Raw genomic sequence first — 15,733 nt, 5'->3', positions numbered from 1 at the left:
GGCGGGAGGGAAATCATGTCCTATGAATACGCAGAATCCTTGTTAATTCGCAGAGGCATTAGTATTGAGTCCATAGCGGACATTGTTTTTCAGCTTCAGCTAAAATATTACCCCCAGTTGACCATTGAAGAATGTGTAGACAGCGTAAAGGCAGTTTTGCAGAAGCGAGAAGTGCAATATACGCTATTCACGGGGATTGCGCTGGATGAACTGGCCGAAAAAAAACTTCTTCCCCAGCCGCTGCAAGCCATTATGGAGGCAGATGAGCCCCTGTACGGGGTGGACGAGACACTGGCCCTCGGGATTACGAGCGTCTATGGTATGATTGGCTTGACCAGCTTTGGTTATCTGGATAAAGAAAAGACGGGAATCATTGAACAGCTAAACCATAAAGGCAGCGGTATTCATGTATTTCTGGACGATCTGGTCGCCGGACTGGCTGCTGCCGCTTCTTCGCGCATTGCTCATCGCAGCCTGCATGCCAAGCAATACCCTTCGTCATTGGACACTTGATTTACCTGTTCAAACAGAGTCAATGATTTTCTGGGCCCTCTGACCGATCTTGACCGAGCAGGAGGGCTTTTGTTGCGGGAAAAAAGTAAGGTATGTTATCATGAGTCTATTATATGGGCTCAAAACTTGAGGCTTAGGGGGTAGAAACAAGGCATGTGGACGGTGATCTATATAGCACCGACGGCCAGACTGGCTGACATGATTAAGCTCAAACTGTCGGAAGAAGGTTTTATGGTGCAGGCCCGGGCCATCAGCGCGTCCAAGCAGCAGTTTGAGATACTTGTGCCTTCGGGTGAAGTCGAAGAAATACAGGAAGTGCTTAATTCGATTTTGCGCCCTTGAGTCCGGAACGGCGGAAAGTGATACAGCAGCATGAATGGAACGAAGGATGCACGATTGGCGGTAATGTTTTGCAAAACAGGCGTTGACGTGTGTATAAACATAATGCTTAGAGGTGCCGCACAGACGGCAGAGGACCTTGTATCGGTTACGGCTGACAAATAAACGGCTGGAGAGGTGTAGTTGTGTTTAAAGATTTATTCCAAAAGAAGCGTAAATACGCGACCATCCCTTCGGAACGGGCGCTGAGCGGCGATCAAGCGGACATGCCGGATCGTCCCAAACGAGAAATTCCCGAAGGTCTTATGACCAAATGTGGCAAGTGCGGGAGCATTCAATACAGTAAAGAGTTGGAAAAAAATCTGAAAGTGTGCCCGGTGTGCGGATATCATATGCGTCTTAACGCGATGGATCGTATCCGTATGGTGCTCGATGAAGATACATTTACAGAATATGATGCCGATATGATTTCGGTTGATCCGCTGGATTTTCCGGGATATGCGAGCAAGCTGGAGCAGCAGACGCTGAAATCCGGTTTGCGAGAGGCTGTCATTACGGGCGATGGGCTTATTCATGGGCATCCGACTGTTGTTGCGGTGATGAGCTTTGACTTTTTCACTGGCAGCATGGGCTCGGTCGTCGGGGAGAAAATTACCCGCGCCATTGAGCAGGCGATAGACAAGCGTCTTCCGCTTATTATTTTCTCCACATCTGGTGGGGCGCGTATGCAGGAAAGTATTTTGAGCCTGATGCAGATGGCCAAAACAAGTGCGGCTCTCGCTCGCATGGACGAGCAGGGATTGCTCTATATTTCCGTTATCACCGATCCGACTACAGGTGGAGTGTCCGCCAGCTTTGCTACGCTTGGAGATATTAACATTGCGGAGCCGGGGGCAGTATTCGGTTTTGCCGGACGTATCGTGATCGAACAGACGATCAGACAGAAGCTACCGGACGATTTTCAAACCTCCGAATTTAATTTGCAGCACGGACAATTGGATATGGTTGTACATCGCAAGGAACTGCGCGATACACTTGGCCAACTGCTCGATTTGCACAGCGCGAAAGAGGTGGAATAGATGGCTGGCGAATTGCCTTATGAAAAGCCCCTGGTCGAGATGCGACAGAAGATCGAAGAACTCAAGCAATTCGGTCAGGATAAGCAAATTGATTTTACAGATGAAATTAACCGTCTGGAGGAACGTTATCTCCAGACGGAGGAAGAAATATACACAAACATTACAGCATCGCAAAAAATGCACGTGGCCCGTCATCATCAGCGACCGACATCGCTTGATCTGATCGAGCAGGTGTTTACAGACTTTATCGAATTGCACGGCGACCGCCTGTATGGCGACGATCTGGCAGTCGTGGGTGGAATTGCCAAGCTGAATGGTATTCCGGTAACCGTCATTGGACAGCAACGTGGCAAGGATACGAAGGATAACATCGCGCGGTTTTTCGGAAGCGCGCACCCGGAGGGATTTCGTAAAGGCTTGCGTCTTATGCAGCAGGCTAACAAATTCAAACGCCCTATTATTACATTTATTGATACGAAGGGCGCTTATCCGGGTAATACAGCAGAGGAGAGAGGTCAATCGGAAGCGATTGCCCGCAATTTGCGGGAGATGGCAAAGCTTTCGGTGCCTGTTATTTGTGTGGTCATCGGCGAGGGTGGAAGCGGCGGTGCACTTGCGTTTGCCGTCGGCAACCGTGTACTGATGCTGGAGCATGCCATCTACTCGGCCATTTCTCCAAACGGAGCGGCCTCGATTCTGTGGAAGGATGCTTCCAAGGCGGATCAGGCTGCCGAGGCCATGAAGATTACGGCGAATGACCTCCTGCGCATGGAGGTCATCGAGGATATCGTGCCGGAGCCGAAGGGGGGCGCGCATCGTAACTATGAAGTAACCGCTGCTGCTATCAAGGAGTCGCTGGAACGCCATTTGGCCGACCTTTTGAATATGAACAGCGACGAATTGAGGGAAGATCGGTATCAAAAGTTCCGAAAAATAGGCCAATATACCTTTTTGAAAACTTCGGAACCAGGTCCCATGTTGTAATACGCTGGAAACGGGTAACAATAAATATGACGAACTTCCTATACAAATAGGAAAAAGTGTAGTAGATTTAATTGTTGGAAAAAGATATAAAGTAGCACCTTTGAAAACGGAGGAAAAACCCAAATGCGCAAAACTAAGATTGTATGTACCATCGGTCCTTCCAGTGAGTCATTGGAAAATGTGAAGAAACTGATTTTGGCTGGTATGAACGTAGCCCGCCTGAATTTCTCTCACGGTGATTTCGAGGAGCATGGCAACCGGATCAAAAATATCCGCCAAGCTTGTAAGGAGCTTAACAAAAACGTTGCTATTTTGCTCGATACGAAGGGGCCGGAAATCCGGACAGGAAAGCTCGAAGTTGAACCTATTGAGCTTGTTCAGGACGAGTATATTACGCTGACAACGGAAGAAATTCTCGGTACGAAAGATCGTATTTCCGTTACGTACCAGGATCTTCCCTCGGACGTGGAGCCCGGCTCCACCATTCTGATCGACGACGGTCTGATCGGACTCACCGTTATTGAAGTATCAGGCAGTGAAATCAAATGCCGCATTGTCAATGGCGGAACGATCAAGAGCAAGAAAGGCGTTAATGTTCCCGGAGTGAACATTTCCTTGCCAGGCATTACAGAAAAGGATGCTAACGACATCACTTTCGGTATTGAGCAGGACGTTGATTTCATCGCAGCTTCTTTTGTTCGTAAAGCGAGTGATGTACTGGAAATTCGTGAATTGCTGGCGAAGCATAATGCAAGTCACATTCAAATCATTTCCAAAATCGAAAATCAGCAAGGTGTCGACAATTTGGACGAAATTTTGGAAGCTTCGGATGGCCTGATGGTTGCCCGTGGTGACCTCGGTGTTGAAATTCCTGCTGAAGAAGTGCCATTGGCGCAAAAATTGATGATTACCAAGTGTAATGTAGCGGGCAAGCCTGTTATTACCGCAACACAAATGCTGGATTCCATGCAACGTAACCCGCGTCCGACTCGTGCGGAAGCGAGTGACGTAGCGAATGCCATTTTTGACGGAACAGATGCCATTATGCTGTCCGGCGAAACAGCTGCGGGTAAATATCCGGTAGAATCTGTATTGACGATGTCCCGTATTGCAGAGAAAGCAGAATCCGCTCTGAACTACCGCGATTTGTTCAAAAAACAAAGAACGGCTCAGGAAGTTAGTATTACGGAAGCGATCAGCCAATCCGTTTCTATTTCTGCGCTTGACCTGCATGCCAAAGCCATCCTGACGTCCACACAAAGCGGAACAACGGCGCGTATGATTTCCAAATACCGTCCACAAGCTCCGATTATTGCTGTGACAACGCAGGAAAGAACAGTTCGCCGCTTGGCTCTGATCTGGGGAGTACATGCAGTACAAGGCAAACCTGTCGTGGACACGACGGACAAACTGATCGAAAATGCACTGGAAGGCGGTCGCAAATCCGGTCTCGTTAAAGAGGGCGATTTGGTTGTTATTACCGCAGGTATACCGCTCGGTGCTTCTGGTTCTACAAACCTGATTAAAATTAGCTGTGTTCCTGCACAAGCGTAACTTTAGCTTTTTCGGAATAAAACAGACAGGCTTCATCTTCTAGGTGCGGCAGAGAGAGCATTCAAGTCATTTATGACTTGGATGCTCTTTTTTATGCTCTCTAGCTTCTCTGATCCTCCAGACCTTCTATCCGTGTAAAATCCAGAAATGCCTGCTGGACCATGCTAAGGTTAGTATCGCGTAGATACAGTAAATTTATGTGGTAACGCTCATTCTGCCCCTCAGCATGAGGCCAAGGAAGCCACTCTACCGACGGAACGTCACTACCTTCGTTACGAAGAACACCACAGGCAGGGAAGAAGGCAAGTGCTTCTCCGTTGCTTACCACCTGCCTTAACGCCTCCCATGAATTCATTTCCAGATGGGGCTTGATCAACGAGGAATATGGATCTACAACAGATGACCCGCTATATCTCACCCATGTACCCTTGTCCAGCATTTCAGGCCCCAAAGCATCCATTGGTTTGGAAGTATACTCCATTGACATAGACCTGATAACTCCAATTCGATCCGAAGCGACAGGCTCTACCACGGTATGCTCGGAAGAATACTCTCCGTCATTCAAAAAAGCAAAATCAATCTCCCCCTGCTTTAGCAGTTGTCTGACTTTATCCGGGGATTGAATTTCTAGCCGAATTTGGCATTCGGGATATTGTTGAGCAAATTTAGCCATCATAGAAGGGAGTACATACGTACCCGAGATGGACTCGGCGCCGATGTGTAATTGTCCCTGCGACTGCTCAGCATGTTCATTCACTGTTTGTCTTGCTTCTTGCTCCAGAGCAACCATTTGCTTGGCATAAGGCAGCAGCTTTTTTCCAGTTTCGGTCAGCATAATTCTTCCTTGCTGGGAGACGAATAGGGAGACCCCCAGTTCCTTTTCCAGACTTTTCATATGAAAGCTGACGGTAGGCTGTTTAATTTGCAATGCCTCCGCCACATCCGTCGCCTTGTGGAATTTGTCGATCATCATCAAAATACGTAATTTTAAAATATTCATAGACTTGAACAGCTCTCCTTACATGTATTCATGGATAAAAAATGAACTATAGATTAATTATATACTGAAAAACAATTTATCTATCAATATTTTATATTTCTTTTACAAAACCAAGTCGTTCGTCTAACATTACAAGCCTACAATGTAAAAGTGTTGATGGTCATAAATAAAAAACCGTCACTTAAATAAGGGGAGGACAATAAAAAATGTTGAAAAAATGGCCGTTCATTCTGATGACTCTCACCATGGTATTTGCACTTGCAGCTTGCGGATCGGGTAACAATGCTGCACCACAAGGAGACGCTGCTAAAGGAACAGACAATAAAGCAGCTGCTGAACTGACAGGTAACATTCTGGCTGTCGGCTCCACTGCCCTTCAACCATTGGTAGAGCAAGCGGGACAAAAATTTATGGCTGTAGATAAATATAAAGGAATTGCAGTTCAAGTGCAGGGCGGCGGTAGCGGTACTGGCTTGACTCAAGTTTCCGGCGGACAAGCGGACATCGGTAACTCCGACGTGTTTGCAAAAGAAAAACTGGAGAGCGGCGCAGATGAGCTGGTCGATCACCAAGTAGCTGTTGTAGCCATGTCAGCGGTAGCGAATCCAAAAGTAGGCGTAACAGATTTGAAGAAAGATCAATTGGTACAAATTTTCACAGGTAAAATCACCAACTGGAAACAAGTTGGCGGCGCAGATCAAAAAATCGTTATCGTAAACCGCCCAAGCAGCTCCGGTACTCGTGCCACATTTGAAAAATACGCTTTGGGACAAAAAACGGAAGATCTGCCGGGTTCCATTCAGGAAGATTCCTCCGGTACTGTGAAAAAGCTGATTGCTGAAACACCGGGTGCTATTGGTTACCTGGCTCTGTCCTACATCGACAACACGGTAACAACATTGAAATACGATGGTGTTGAAGCCAACGTGGAAAATGTAGAGCAAGGTAAATATCCAGTATGGGCATACGAGCATATGTACACCAAAGGTGAGCCAAAAGAGCATGTAAAAGCATTTCTGGATTACATTCTGTCTGATGAAATCCAAAAATCCGATGTCGTAGACCTGGGATACATTCCGGTAGCAGGTATGCAAGTAAAACGCGATGCTGACGGTAATATTACGAAATAAGGAGAGCCACACCTCCTGTTCAGGCAAACGCAGCTAACGCGAGTATATTCACGGAGAAGAGGCGGACTAGCGTCCAGCCTCTATTCTTCGGTTAAAGGAGTCACAGTATGGAACCAATTGAAGGGAAGGCATACATGGAACAGAATAAACGATCCCGAGGTATGAAAGAAAGACATTACTGGGAAGAATGGACCGGCCGCATTTATACGTCGGTTTGTGTCGTTTTTTTGGTTGCAGTCATTGTCTCCATCGTATTTTTTGTCGCCTCCAAAGGTGTAGCTACATTTGCGGTGAATGGAGTTAGTCTGCGAGATTTTTTCTTCGGTACCCGATGGAGCCCGGATGGTGAACCCAAGTCCTTCGGAGCGCTTCCGTTCATTACCGGTTCTTTTGCCGTAACAATTCTGGCGGCTTTAATCGCCAGCCCGCTCAGCTTGTGTGCGGCTTTGTTTATGACGGAAATCGTACCGAAAACCGGCAAACGTATCCTTCAGCCCGCGATTGAATTGTTATCCGGTATTCCGTCTGTAGTATACGGCTTTGTCGGCTTGACCGTAATTGTTCCGTTGCTGCGGAACGTGTTCGGGGGACAAGGCATCGGGATTCTCGCGGGCTGTCTCGTCTTGTCTGTAATGATTTTGCCGACGATTACGAGTATTATGGCGGATGCATTGTCCTCCTTGCCGGGTGGTCTGCGTGAGTCTTCTTACGCTCTGGGCGCTACTCGCTGGCAGACGATTGCACGCGTCATTATACCGACGTTGCTGCCTGCTCTGTTAACAGGAATTATTCTCGGTATGGCTCGTGCCTTCGGAGAAGCGCTGGCTGTACAGATGGTGATCGGGAATGCTCCGCATATACCGCAATCCTTGCTGGAATCCGCTTCGACCTTGACCAGCGTAATTACACTTAGCATGGGCAATACAGCTATGGGCTCGGTTCATAACAATGCTCTTTGGAGCATGGCGCTTGTTCTCCTGCTCATGACATTCATCTTCGTGCTGCTGGTAAGGCTGCTTGAAAGGAGAAACCGGATTTGATGAAAGCTAAAACGACCGACAAAATTGCTACATTTGTAATCTGTTTCTTCGCATTGTTCATTGTCGCACTTCTGGTGGGACTGCTGGGATTCATTTTGGCACGCGGAGTCAGTCACATTTCCTTTGACTTTTTGACCAGTGCTCCCCAAACGCTACGCGCAGGCGGAGGCATCGGCCCGCAATTATTTAACTCTGTATTTTTACTTATTTTAACCTTGATTATCACCATTCCGATTGGCTGGGGTGCGGGTATTTACATGGCGCAATATGCGAAGCCGGGGAAAATTACGGACTTCATACGACTTGTCGTCGAAGTATTGTCTTCGTTTCCGTCCATCGTCATCGGTTTGTTCGGACTTTTACTTATCGTAAATACATTTAATTTTGGTTTTTCCCTGTTATCAGGATCCTTGGCCTTGGCAGTATTCAACCTGCCGCTCATGGTTCGGACGACAGAACAGGCTTTCCGGGCTGTGCCCAAGGAGCAAAAGGAAGCCGGGCTTGCGCTCGGGTTGTCCAAGTGGAAAATCATTACCTCCATTTTGCTGCCTGCTGCGCTGCCGAGCTTGATAACGGGTACGATTTTGGCCGCGGGCCGCATTTTCGGGGAAGCAGCAGCGTTGCTGTTTACAGCTGGGATGAGTACGCCGCCGCTTGATTTCACTGATTGGAATCCATTGCATGCCAGATCACCCATTAATCCGATGCGTCCTGCCGAAACACTGGCTGTGCATATCTGGAAGGTTAACAGTGAAGGCATTGCTCCTGATTCCAAGGATATTGCCGCAGGCGCTTCCGCGGTACTGGTGCTACTCGTACTTGCCTTCAACCTGAGCGCAAGATGGTTCGGAAGAGTCGTCTATCGCCGCCTGACGGCTGCCAAACGGATGGATTAGAAAGGGGATGGGAAACATGGAACAAGTGATTACGCGAACGGCAGCACCTGCAACACCTGTACAATCTGCGCGCTCGGAACAACTGGCGGGGCAAGCTCCACAACCATTCAGTACTGAGGATTTGAGCATTTATTACGGCAGCTTTGAGGCCGTGAAAAAAGTAAATCTGGCCTTTCCCGAGCAGACAGTGACTGCTCTGATCGGGCCTTCCGGCTGCGGTAAATCGACCTTTTTGCGCTCCCTCAACCGGATGAATGACGAGATTGCGTCTTCTTCTACGACAGGGCACATCTGGATGGATGGACAGGATTTGACCGCACCGGGCACAGATGTGATCAAGCTGCGTCAGCAAATTGGCATGGTGTGGCAGCGGCCTAACCCGTTTTACAAATCCATTTATAATAACATCGCTTTCGGTCCCAAATACCGGGGGGTTCGTAAAAAGAAACAGCTTGATGAAATCGTCGAAAGCAGTCTGCGTAAAGCAGCACTATGGGATGAGGTTAAGGACCGTCTTCATGATTCCGCTCTGGCGTTGTCTGGTGGACAGCAGCAACGGCTTTGTATTGCGCGCGCGCTATCCGTCCAACCGAAAATTTTATTGCTTGACGAGCCGGCCTCTGCGCTGGACCCTGTATCTACAGGCAAGGTGGAAGAGCTGATTACCGAGTTGAAAAAAGAGCTGCGCATCGTCATCGTGACGCACAATATGCAACAGGCGGCACGGATTTCCGATTATACGGCTTATTTTTATATCGGGAGTCTGGTCGAGCATGGCAAAACGAATGATATTTTCACTAATCCTGAAAATGAGCTGACCCAGGAGTACATTATGGGGCGGTTTGGGTAAGCGAGACCGTTCGTCGGCTTACTATATATGAGATAGGATAAAGGGGCTGTCCCAAAAGCCATGAAATGGCTGCTTGGGATAGCCCTTGTTTTTGAGTAGGATATACGTGAGCGTTTGGTGAGGACGCTCCGCGAACGGAACGTTGTTCCAATCGCTGTTGTATCCAGATTTTATTTATTTGACTTAGCGGTAAAAATCGGATACAAAGGCGACCGCTGCCGCTTTTCCACAATCGTTCCGTCCTCTCCGCTGTTTAAGCGGGAATCGTATCTACAATCCTTCTAAAAATCATAAAAAAAGAAACCTTTCTTTGGTAAAATGGAAGTGCGACCAACCATTTCAAAGGAGAGGTTTCTTTTGTACATTCAATATAACATGGACCATCTTTGACGCCGCCTATCCCGGCGGTGGCCGCAACAGCTACCATCCTAAAATGCTGACAAAAGTCATCATCTACGCTTATACACAGCGCATTTACTCCTCCCGGCAAATCGCTAAAGCGCTTCGGGAGAATATCCCCTTCATGTGGTTGGCCGGACGGCAACGCCCGGACTTCCGTACCCTTAATCGTTTCCGTTCTCAGCGGATGAAGGAAGACCACATGCGAAACGGTCAACTGAAACCCGGATATAATGTGCAGGTCGGAACCGAAAACCAGTTCATTTTAGCCTACAGTGTTCACCAACGACCGACGGATACTCGCTGTTTGCAGCCGCATATGGAAAAAGCTCGGAAACTACTGGGAGGATTTCCACAGACCGTCATTGCAGACGCAGGCTACGACAGTGAAGAAAACTACGCCTGCCTGGAAAAGGAAGAGATCCAGGCAGTCGTTAAATACGGCAGCTACCATAAAGAGAAGAGCAAGGCGTGGAAAGCGGATATCGGAAAGATAGAGAACGGGACATACAACGAGACAGAGGATACATGGACCTGCAAGGCTGGACAAACACTGCATTTCCGCAGAGAAAGGAAACCTTAAAGAGTGGATACGAGATTCGTAAACGTCATTACCGAAGCAACTCTTGTGACGGCTGCCCCCTGAAGGACCGTTGTACGAAGACGGAAGGAAATCGGGAAGTAGTCGTCCGTGTGGAACGGCTAAGATACCAGAACCAAGCTCGGGAAATCCTTTGAAGTGAAGAAGGGTACACCTTGGCCGTGCGCCGAATGACGGAACCGGAAAGCGTATTTGGACAACTGAAAAACAACCGGGGTTTCTGGCGGTTTCTGCTTTGCTGACTTTTGTGGTTTTTTAGAATGAGAAGGGTTGTCTCTAACGTCGAAATCTACTTTTGGGACAGCCCCTTTTTTATTAGTTTAGTAAACTCTTTCATTTGTATATAATAAAAATATATTGATTATTTGGGTATATTTTCATATAATACATGTGTTCAGTAGTTTTTGAGGTACCCATAATCATATTAAAGGAGAGGTTTGGAATGAGGTTTAATGTTAAAGAATCTGTCAAGTGGATCGCCCTTTCAGGCATGGCGATTACAGTAACAACGGGTTTTGCTAACCCTTCGTGGGCGGCAGCAAAGCAGGATGCAGCTGATACGGAGGTGAATGTTACCCAAGCAGTGTACGGTGATACGGCCATTTATGAAAATTCTATTGTTCCATTTGCTAGTGTGAGCGTGAGTGCAAGCAGCAGCCTGCTGGACAAGTATCGTGATTTTAGTAAATTCTCTACGGGCGATGTATCTAAGGATACCAAACTGGCCTTGAATATCGTATCGTGGCAATTGCCGCATGGCGGATTCTTCAAAGCTATGGAAAAGAATTATAAATCCAAGTGGGATGGTAAAGCTGCACGCTCCACCTGGAAGAGCAAGGATGGCGTAGAGCTGGGAACATTTGATAATGAGGCTACGACAACTGAAATTCGCTTTTTGGCGGATGTATACAAAAAAACAAAAAATAAAGACATTAAGGACAGTGTACAAAAAGCAGTTGACTTCGTTCTAACCTCTCAATATTCCTCCGGTGGCTGGCCTCAAGTATACCCTAAACGTGGTAATTATTCTGATGCCGTAACTTACAACGATGATGCAATGGTTAGAGTTATGGTGTTGGCGGATGATATTGCGAACAAGAAGCAGCCGTTTGATAGCGATATTCTGGACAATACATATCGCTCCAGACTTCAGCAAGCGCTAAACAAAGGCATCCAGTACACAATTAAGTCTCAAATTGTAAATAATGGTACACCGACGATCTGGGGTGCACAACATGATCCAGCTACTTATGCATCTGTTGAAGCCCGGGCATTTGAGCTTCCTTCCAAAACAACTACGGAATCGGTAGGCATCACGGCCTTCTTGATGTCCCAACCGCAAACGGCTGAGGTGAAAAAAGCAGCTCAGAGCGCCTTGAAATGGTTTGACACTAATCGGATCGACGGTATCAAATACAATCGTCAAGGTCCGGAGTTTTTCCAAAAGGACGCATCGAGCGTAATGTGGTATCGTTTCTACAATGTGGAAGACAATAAGTACTTCTTTTCAGACCGGGATGGCAAAAAGTATACGGACATCATGAAAATCAGTGAGGAGAGACGACTCGGTTATGCTTGGGCAGGAAGTCAAGCGAAAAGTCTGTTGATTGCGGCTTCGGAAAGCGGATATTACAAATTGTCCAAGCCGTTGCCAAAATGATAAAGCCATCATTTTAAAATACTTAAGAGGGCGAGCCATAACGGTTCGGCCCTCTTTTTGTTCCGGTGCGGTAAATATGGTTTAATGGAGAGAGGGCAAAAATAGAGATAAAGATGCACACAGATAGGAGAGCTTGTATGACACAAGAGGAGAAACAAACGGAATTACGCTGGTATGGAGCGCCGCTGCGTGTCCGTTATCAGGAAAGCGACCAAATGGGGGTCGTGTACCATGCCAATTATCTGAACTGGTTTGAGATCGGGCGTACGGAAATGATCCGGCAGGCAGGCTTTAACTATCGGAGCATGGAGGAACAAGGTGTTCTGCTGCCCGTTATCGAAATCAATGCGAAATATGTGAGTCCTGCCCGATATGATGATTTGATTACCATTTATACCGCGATTACGGACTTCTCCAGACTACGTCTGAACTACACTTATGAGGTCCGGCGTGTAACAGCCGAGGAGCATCAAAGCCAGGTGGGAAAGGTGTGGACACAGGCAGACACACTTCCGGGAGAGCTGCTCGTAACCGGGGTGACACGCCACGTATGGGTGAGCACTGAATGGAAGCCCGTCCGACTGGATCAGGCGCTGCCTAAGCTGTACATCGCGCTACGATCTGCGATGTCAGGCGGGGAGGGAGAGAAAGCGTGATGATGCGTAAACGTCTATGGCTGTTGCTGTTGATTATCCCTCTGGCTGAGTTGTACGGGTTCATATGGGTAAGTCACTGGATTGGAGCGGGTAAAACCATTCTGCTGATCATTCTGACAACCCTGGTTGGAGCCGCCATGATGCAATTTGAAGGCCGCAAGGTCATTGCTGATGCGAAAAATGAAATGAATCGGGGGCAAATGCCCGGCCGCAAAATGCTGGATGGACTATGTGTTTTTTTTGGCGGAAGCTTGCTGCTTATCCCCGGATTTTTAACGGATATTATCGGTTTTACGCTGGTTTTCCCTTTGACCCGTGCGTTGTATCGACGCTTTTTATTGAAATGGCTGGAGAAAAAAATGAAAAATGGAAGTATTACGTTTCGGCGGTTTTGACGTAAGCTGCCGTTTTTCCTGCTCCAATCATTTTAACGGACTCTTCCGGCGAGAATATAGTTGCGCAAGTCCTGAATGACATTGGCGCGATTCAGCGCATCGACTACAATGAGGGACACAGGCCCGATAATCAGTCCCAGTACACCAAACAGCTTGAGCCCGATGAACATCCCAATAAGGGTGGGAAGCGGGTTCAAACCCACGCTGCTGGCCAGTACTTTAGGTTCTACAATTTGCCGTCCCACCAACAGGATGATATAGAGGATCGATAATCCTACCCCTAATGCCAAATTACCCGACATATATGCATATAAAATCCACGGAATCATCACAATGCCAACCCCTAAATAAGGAAGCAAATCAACCAGCCCGATCATCAAACCGATGGTGAAGGCGGATTCTACACGCAAAATGAACAGTCCAATAATGACGGTCACCGCGGTAATGGAGATGATAATGAACTGTGCACGCAAATAACCAAACAACGCCTTGCGCAGATCGTGCCATATCCCCGACATGGGCTTGCGAATCGTATCAGGAACCGTATTCGAGAGCATTTGGCTATGTTGGTCCCAGTCCTTACTGATAAAAAATGCCGCTAATACAATAACCATCAGCACCGCGCCCATGTTAGGCAGAGAGGTCAGCAAATTCAGAATACCATTAAAAAATTGGGCAACCAGTGTGGTGACAGCAGAGCTAACCGTCTGGGTTGTTTTATCAATATTGCTGTTAATTGTATGGTAGTAATCGGGGTTATTGCGGATAAAATGGTTAATTTCATTAATTACATTTTGAATCAGATCGCTTTGAGTCCAGTCGATAAACAGGCTTTTAAAATGTTCAATATGCCCGTCAAAGGTCATAGTGAGTCTAATAACCTCTCGAACCATTCGCGTTATGGCCGCAGAGAGGACAACGGCGATTCCGCCTAAATATACAAATAACGAGACCGTGACAGCCATCCAACGTGGCATGCGGGCCTTGCTGCGCAGAAAGCGGACCAGCGGATTCATGGCATAGGCCACAACCCAGGCGAACAGGAAGGGATAGATGAGAGGGAACAGCACGTATATGCCCAGCAATAGAGCTACAGTCACGACTGCGACCCACAGAGCGCGAAATATGCGATTCAGGATCAACCGGCTCAAGCTCTCACGGCTCCTTTCTTTTACAGTTGTATTCCATGAAATAAGTGCTTTACTATACATATGCAAGAAGGGGGTGAGACAAGACCTGTGTAAAAAAGTGCAAATGGAATAATAAATTTTGTAAGGGGTTTCAAAAATTTCTTTATGAACCCGATAAAACATTTGAATGTGTCGGAATAGCCATGAATGTTCACATAAACGACAAAATCCAGTATAGTGAAAGAAGGTTTAAATATTGACATATGGCGTTAACATTACTTATTTATTTAAAAGGCAAAACTTACTTTTGAAAATGTTTACATTGCAAGTCCGTTCACAATGTTTTTACAAAGGAGAGATGTAACGATGACAGCGACTAAAGGTCTGGAAGGGATCGTAGCGACCACTTCCTCCATAAGCTCTATCGTAGATGGCGTTCTCACGTACCGGGGTTATAACATTGATGATTTGGCTGTTAACGCCGCTTTTGAAGAGGTAGCTTATTTGTTGTGGTTCGGAAAATTGCCTGATCAAGCCCAATTGCAGGAGCTTCGCGACCAATTAAGCGAATATGCTGCCATTCCGGATGAAATTATTACTCAATTAAAGCTGTACCCGAAAGATTTGAGCACGATGGCTGCCCTGAGATCAGCCGTATCGTCTCTTGCCTTGTATGACCCACAGGCGGATGATATGTCGAGAGAGGCAAATGTGATCAAAACCGTCAAGCTTCAGGCGCAATTGCCCACAATTGTGGCGGCCATAGCGCGTGTGCGCGAAGGGCTGGAGCCGATTGCGCCCAAGAAAGGTGTTTCTATCGCCGAAAACTTTCTGTACCAGCTTACTGGCAAAGACCCAGAAGAGACGGCTATCAAAGCGTTCAATCAGGCTCTTGTGCTGCATGCCGATCATGAATTGAATGCATCGACCTTTGCTGCACGCGTGACGGTAGCAACACTATCCGATATTTATTCCGGTATTACGTCGGCAATCGGAGCTTTAAAGGGACCACTGCATGGCGGAGCCAACGAAGCTGTTGCCAAAACCCTGGAGGAAATTGGCGGTTTGGATCAGGTGGATTCGTATATTCAGACCAAACTGGATAACCGCGAAAAAATTATGGGCTTTGGACATCGTGTCTATAAAAACGGTGATCCGCGTGCCAAGCATTTGCACAAAATGTCCCGCGAATTGGGCGAAATGAACGGCGATACGACGTTGTTCGATATTTCGGTTCGAATCGAGGAAATTGTGACAGGACAAAAGGGCTTGAAGCCGAATGTTGATTTTTACTCTGCCTCTGTTTATACACAACTGGGTATCAAAAGAGACCTGTTCACACCGATCTTTGCCGTGAGTCGTGTATCGGGGTGGACCGCGCACATTTTGGAGCAGTACGAAAATAATCGTCTGATCCGTCCGCGCGCTGAATACACAGGTCCGATTGACCAAAAGTATGTGTCTCCGGAATTACGCTAATCACTTGTTGTATGAATATTGAGGCTAT

Annotated in this window: 16 protein-coding genes and 1 pseudogene; 15 read left to right on the top strand and 2 right to left on the bottom strand. The window is 47.3% G+C overall.

Translation table 11 applies throughout. The annotated features are described in order from the left end of the window. The first annotated feature begins 15 nt into the window (after positions 1-15). The 5 genes from ACQ4MX_RS05490 to pyk all read left to right on the top strand — a co-directional run bounded on the left by ACQ4MX_RS05490 (position 16) and on the right by pyk (position 4,469). Positions 16-513, top strand: a complete 498-nt coding sequence (locus ACQ4MX_RS05490) for a phosphatidylglycerophosphatase A family protein (protein WP_149095369.1) — start codon at positions 16-18, stop codon at positions 511-513. A 153-nt stretch (positions 514-666) separates the two neighbouring features. Beyond that, positions 667-855 carry a hypothetical protein gene (locus ACQ4MX_RS05485; RefSeq protein WP_013309585.1) on the top strand — a complete coding sequence of 63 codons (189 nt, stop codon included), beginning with the start codon at positions 667-669 and terminating at the stop codon, positions 853-855. Between the two features lie 182 nt (positions 856-1,037). After that, complete coding sequence (accD, locus tag ACQ4MX_RS05480) at positions 1,038-1,931, top strand: acetyl-CoA carboxylase, carboxyltransferase subunit beta (RefSeq protein WP_134910428.1); 894 nt, start codon at positions 1,038-1,040, stop codon at positions 1,929-1,931. After that, positions 1,932-2,915, top strand: a complete 984-nt coding sequence (locus ACQ4MX_RS05475; RefSeq protein WP_134910427.1) for an acetyl-CoA carboxylase carboxyltransferase subunit alpha — start codon at positions 1,932-1,934, stop codon at positions 2,913-2,915. A 123-nt stretch (positions 2,916-3,038) separates the two neighbouring features. Beyond that, complete coding sequence (gene pyk, locus ACQ4MX_RS05470) at positions 3,039-4,469, top strand: pyruvate kinase (RefSeq protein ID WP_044648779.1); 1,431 nt, start codon at positions 3,039-3,041, stop codon at positions 4,467-4,469. 100 nt (positions 4,470-4,569) lie between these two features. On the opposite strand, the gene ACQ4MX_RS05465 is transcribed toward pyk, so the two are convergent. Then, positions 4,570-5,469 (bottom strand): LysR substrate-binding domain-containing protein, encoded by a 900-nt coding sequence (locus tag ACQ4MX_RS05465; protein WP_431089680.1) that lies wholly within the window; start codon positions 5,467-5,469, stop codon positions 4,570-4,572. 206 nt (positions 5,470-5,675) lie between these two features. Between ACQ4MX_RS05465 and ACQ4MX_RS05460 the strand changes: the two genes are divergently transcribed. The 9 genes and pseudogenes from ACQ4MX_RS05460 to ACQ4MX_RS05420 all read left to right on the top strand — a co-directional run bounded on the left by ACQ4MX_RS05460 (position 5,676) and on the right by ACQ4MX_RS05420 (position 13,096). Next, complete coding sequence (locus tag ACQ4MX_RS05460) at positions 5,676-6,599, top strand: phosphate ABC transporter substrate-binding protein PstS family protein (protein ID WP_431089679.1); 924 nt, start codon at positions 5,676-5,678, stop codon at positions 6,597-6,599. Between the two features lie 107 nt (positions 6,600-6,706). Further along, complete coding sequence (gene pstC, locus ACQ4MX_RS05455) at positions 6,707-7,639, top strand: phosphate ABC transporter permease subunit PstC (protein ID WP_431089678.1); 933 nt, start codon at positions 6,707-6,709, stop codon at positions 7,637-7,639. Continuing rightward, entirely contained in the window at positions 7,639-8,535 is an 897-nt protein-coding gene (pstA, locus tag ACQ4MX_RS05450; RefSeq protein ID WP_431091258.1) for a phosphate ABC transporter permease PstA, read from the top strand. Before pstC ends, pstA begins: the two co-directional genes overlap by 1 nt. A 16-nt stretch (positions 8,536-8,551) precedes the next feature. After that, on the top strand, positions 8,552-9,385 hold the full coding sequence (pstB, locus tag ACQ4MX_RS05445) for a phosphate ABC transporter ATP-binding protein PstB (protein ID WP_431089677.1): 834 nt from the start codon (positions 8,552-8,554) through the stop codon (positions 9,383-9,385). Between the two features lie 382 nt (positions 9,386-9,767). Further along, positions 9,768-10,367, top strand: a pseudogene (locus tag ACQ4MX_RS05440) (transposase); the annotation flags it as partial. Then, on the top strand, positions 10,313-10,522 hold the full coding sequence (locus ACQ4MX_RS05435; protein ID WP_431089676.1) for a transposase: 210 nt from the start codon (positions 10,313-10,315) through the stop codon (positions 10,520-10,522). The pseudogene ACQ4MX_RS05440 and the gene ACQ4MX_RS05435, both read left to right, overlap by 55 nt. Before the next feature lie 305 nt (positions 10,523-10,827). Beyond that, positions 10,828-12,045, top strand: a complete 1,218-nt coding sequence (gene pelA / locus ACQ4MX_RS05430) for a pectate lyase (protein WP_431089675.1) — start codon at positions 10,828-10,830, stop codon at positions 12,043-12,045. Between the two features lie 137 nt (positions 12,046-12,182). Further along, on the top strand, positions 12,183-12,701 hold the full coding sequence (locus tag ACQ4MX_RS05425; protein WP_044648773.1) for an acyl-CoA thioesterase: 519 nt from the start codon (positions 12,183-12,185) through the stop codon (positions 12,699-12,701). Continuing rightward, on the top strand, positions 12,698-13,096 hold the full coding sequence (locus ACQ4MX_RS05420; RefSeq protein WP_431089674.1) for an FxsA family protein: 399 nt from the start codon (positions 12,698-12,700) through the stop codon (positions 13,094-13,096). The genes ACQ4MX_RS05425 and ACQ4MX_RS05420 overlap by 4 nt, the downstream gene beginning before the upstream one ends. A gap of 32 nt (positions 13,097-13,128) precedes the next feature. On the opposite strand, the gene ytvI is transcribed toward ACQ4MX_RS05420, so the two are convergent. Next, positions 13,129-14,247 carry a sporulation integral membrane protein YtvI gene (ytvI, locus tag ACQ4MX_RS05415; RefSeq protein WP_134910419.1) on the bottom strand — a complete coding sequence of 373 codons (1,119 nt, stop codon included), beginning with the start codon at positions 14,245-14,247 and terminating at the stop codon, positions 13,129-13,131. A gap of 345 nt (positions 14,248-14,592) precedes the next feature. Here ytvI and citZ point away from each other — a divergent pair, with 345 nt between their 5' ends. Continuing rightward, complete coding sequence (gene citZ, locus ACQ4MX_RS05410; protein WP_044648771.1) at positions 14,593-15,705, top strand: citrate synthase; 1,113 nt, start codon at positions 14,593-14,595, stop codon at positions 15,703-15,705. Positions 15,706-15,733: the final 28 nt, after the last annotated feature.

This window comes from Paenibacillus sp. 8b26, assembly GCF_050626875.1.
GTDB lineage: Bacteria > Bacillota > Bacilli > Paenibacillales > Paenibacillaceae > Paenibacillus.
Note: the sequence above shows the minus strand (reverse complement) of the source record. Positions and strands in the feature narration are given on the sequence as shown.

Excerpts from the sequence above, each read along its gene's own strand:
- ACQ4MX_RS05425 (WP_044648773.1), top strand. The coding sequence starts at position 12,183 with ATGACACAAGAGGAGAAACAAACGGAATTACGCTGGTATGGAGCGCCG.
- pyk (WP_044648779.1), top strand. The coding sequence starts at position 3,039 with ATGCGCAAAACTAAGATTGTATGTACCATCGGTCCTTCCAGTGAGTCA.
- ACQ4MX_RS05485 (WP_013309585.1), top strand. The coding sequence starts at position 667 with ATGTGGACGGTGATCTATATAGCACCGACGGCCAGACTGGCTGACATG.
- pstB (WP_431089677.1), top strand. The coding sequence starts at position 8,552 with ATGGAACAAGTGATTACGCGAACGGCAGCACCTGCAACACCTGTACAA.
- ACQ4MX_RS05475 (WP_134910427.1), top strand. The coding sequence starts at position 1,932 with ATGGCTGGCGAATTGCCTTATGAAAAGCCCCTGGTCGAGATGCGACAG.
- pstC (WP_431089678.1), top strand. The coding sequence starts at position 6,707 with ATGGAACCAATTGAAGGGAAGGCATACATGGAACAGAATAAACGATCC.
- citZ (WP_044648771.1), top strand. The coding sequence starts at position 14,593 with ATGACAGCGACTAAAGGTCTGGAAGGGATCGTAGCGACCACTTCCTCC.
- pelA (WP_431089675.1), top strand. The coding sequence starts at position 10,828 with ATGAGGTTTAATGTTAAAGAATCTGTCAAGTGGATCGCCCTTTCAGGC.
- ACQ4MX_RS05460 (WP_431089679.1), top strand. The coding sequence starts at position 5,676 with ATGTTGAAAAAATGGCCGTTCATTCTGATGACTCTCACCATGGTATTT.
- ACQ4MX_RS05490 (WP_149095369.1), top strand. The coding sequence starts at position 16 with ATGTCCTATGAATACGCAGAATCCTTGTTAATTCGCAGAGGCATTAGT.
- ACQ4MX_RS05435 (WP_431089676.1), top strand. The coding sequence starts at position 10,313 with ATGGACCTGCAAGGCTGGACAAACACTGCATTTCCGCAGAGAAAGGAA.
- pstA (WP_431091258.1), top strand. The coding sequence starts at position 7,639 with ATGAAAGCTAAAACGACCGACAAAATTGCTACATTTGTAATCTGTTTC.
- ACQ4MX_RS05465 (WP_431089680.1), bottom strand. The coding sequence starts at position 5,469 with ATGAATATTTTAAAATTACGTATTTTGATGATGATCGACAAATTCCAC.